The organism is Anaerococcus hydrogenalis DSM 7454 (assembly GCF_000173355.1).
In the GTDB taxonomy this organism is placed as follows: domain Bacteria; phylum Bacillota; class Clostridia; order Tissierellales; family Peptoniphilaceae; genus Anaerococcus; species Anaerococcus hydrogenalis.
On the sequence record NZ_ABXA01000046.1, the window covers coordinates 1 to 2,635 of the forward strand.

General features: G+C 32.6%; 1 protein-coding gene and 2 pseudogenes. 1 reads left to right on the plus strand and 2 read right to left on the minus strand.

Translation table 11 applies throughout. The features are described from left to right. Positions 1–280: 280 nt before the first annotated feature. Positions 281–501 (plus strand): annotated as a pseudogene (locus ANHYDRO_RS09790) (helix-turn-helix transcriptional regulator). A 165-nt stretch (positions 502–666) separates the two neighbouring features. Here ANHYDRO_RS09790 and ANHYDRO_RS08395 read toward each other — a convergent pair. Further along, positions 667–1,842: an IS110 family RNA-guided transposase gene (locus ANHYDRO_RS08395; protein WP_004815671.1), complete on the minus strand. Its 1,176-nt coding sequence runs from the start codon at positions 1,840–1,842 to the stop codon at positions 667–669. Positions 1,843–2,028: 186 nt separating this feature from the next. Next, positions 2,029–2,579 (minus strand): annotated as a pseudogene (locus ANHYDRO_RS11485) (hypothetical protein). Positions 2,580–2,635 lie beyond the last annotated feature (56 nt).

The following is a 2,635-nucleotide window of genomic DNA, read 5'->3' on the forward strand; positions in this document are numbered from 1 at the left end:
ACGATGAGATGATGGTTGATATTTTTAAAAAAGCAGGTGAAGTTTCCAGCCAAATCGGATTAGCTGTTGCTGCCATCCTATTTGGAATTGAAGCTTTTTTTCTTCAAATTCCTTTAATTATGGAATACTAAGTATTTATTTTAGTATTGAAGCAACGAAAGAGCTTGTTAAGTATACAAAATTAAAAGAAAGAAAGCAATTGTTAATGGGGATACTTATGGCGATTATAGGAATTGCCTTATTTGTAGCTAACCTTATAACATTGAAGTAGTGATGGATTATGGATGATAAACTAGTTCTCAAAAAATCATTTTAAAAGAAGTTAGAAAAGAAAAAGACTATTCACAACAACAGTTAGCTGATGAGGTGGGTGTTTCAAGAAATACAATTAGCTCAATTGAAACTGGTCAATTCAACCCCACTGCTAAATTAGCTTTGATACTTTGCATTGCTTTGGAAAAGAAATTTGAGGATCTTTCTATTTTAGACAAATATAGTTAAACTAAAATCTCCCTACAGTAAACAATATAGTTTATTGAAGGGAGATTTATATTTAAGTATTAAGACCAGCTATCAAATGTCAAGAGAAAATAGAAAATAATTAATCTTGTAATTTATGGCACGTCAAACAAGCCTAAAAATTAGGCTTAGAAAACTAAATAACAATTAAATATTAGGTATGTAAGCTTTGTTATCCCTCAAAACAGCAAAAATAATGTTAGTAAGTTTTCTAGCAACTGCACCAATAGCTGTACCATGAGCTTTACCCCTTTGTCTAAGTTTTTGATAATACACAGACAGAGCAGGATCTTTAAAGGCAGCAACACTAGCAGCAAGCCAAATAGCACGTCTAAGATAAGGAGAACCACGTTTAGAAATCTTAGTATCGGTAGCATTAAAATTTCCAGATTGCTTAACAGCAACATCTAAACCAGCATAAGCAACTAACTGATTAGCTCTCTCAAATCGTGAAACATCACCGATTTCTGAGAAAATAGCAGCGCCTAAGACATCACCAATACCAGTGATAGAAGTAATAACAGGGCATAAAGAATTAATCATAGAAGAAATTTCATCTTCAATATCAGCTATCTGATCTTCAAGAAAAGAAATTTGAGCAATAATCTGTTTAATTTGAAAAGAAAAAGACTTTAAAGCAAACTTAACACCAAAAGAATTAGAAGCCTTCTCTTGAATTTCTTTATCCTTATCAATACCAAAGCGACCCTTACTACACTTAGACAACATCTTAGCAAGCTCATCAGCAGGAATAGAAATCATATCCTCAGGCAAAGGATACTTACTCAAAAGCTCCTTAGAAGCCACACCATAAATATTAGAAAAAAGCGAAGAATACTCAGGGAAAACCTGATCTAAAATACAAACAAGCTTTCTCTTCCAATCAGAAGCTTCATCAACAAGAGCAAACCTGAACCTAGAAAGATTTCTTAAAGCAAAAGTATCCTCATCAGAAAAATGAGAAACAGAAAACTCACCGAACCTAAGAATTTGAGCAATAACAAAAGAATCAACAGAATCATTCTTAGTCTGTCTAATATACATCTTTCTAAAAGCATCAGATTGAATAGGGTTAATAACAACACAAGAAAAACCTAAATCAATTAAGAAAGAATAAAGCGAAAGCCAATAATGGCCAGTAGCTTCCATACCAATAATACAGTTGTTAGAATCAATCGAAAAAGAGGAAATAAATTTCTGAAACTTCTCTAAACCCCTAATAGAATTAGAAAAAGAAAAGGACTCAGAAACAAGTTTCCCATCAGAATCAATTATTGAGGCTTCGTGGTTTTTCTTTGCAATATCAACACCAATGTAAAACATAAAATCACCTAGCTTTAATATAAATTTAGATAGAGAAAGGACCCTCAAGAACTTTACGACAATCAAACCTCGTTAGACATACAGCAACGAAATGCGCTATCCAGCTCATACTGATAAAGACGTAAAGAAGAGGCGTAACCCTAATTTAGGAAGACTAGCTTCAAGGAGGTTAACTACGACCTCTATCTATACAATTATTATCCCATAAGAAAGTGGGATTGAGAACAAAATGTAGTATTTATTACTACAACTATAATATACGAGGAGGTTTCTATACACAAATTTATACAGTCTCTTTACTATATATTTTAGAAAATCATTTAAAACGCTAAAGCCTGTTTCTCTTTTTCCGGCTCCTCTTCCTTTTAAGATTAAATCTTTGGAGTTTGAGGATTTTATTTGGAATATATTTTCATTGTCCTTTATACTTCCAAAAACAGAATTTTTCTCCAATAATTCGGGCCTTACTTGATAGATACCATCCTTATTTGCATAGGCTATTAGCTTATACCTTAGCCCTCTTTCACTTGCTTTTTTTACATGGTCTTTTTTATTTTTGTAATTCCTTCAAGGTCTATGTCCTCTTCTTTTATTTCCTTTCTAAATAAAATCGATGCAGCTATCCTAAGTTTTCTCATAGAATCAAAACCCTCTATGTCATCTTTTGGATCAGCTTCTGCAAAGCCTAATTCTTGGGCTTTTTCTAGGGCATCTTTAAAACTATAGCCTTCTTCCATTTTGATAAAATAAAGTTACAAGACCCATTAAAATCCCACTTATTTCCTCAACTTCA

Excerpts from the sequence above, each read along its gene's own strand:
- ANHYDRO_RS08395 (WP_004815671.1), bottom strand. The coding sequence starts at position 1,842 with ATGTTTTACATTGGTGTTGATATTGCAAAGAAAAACCACGAAGCCTCA.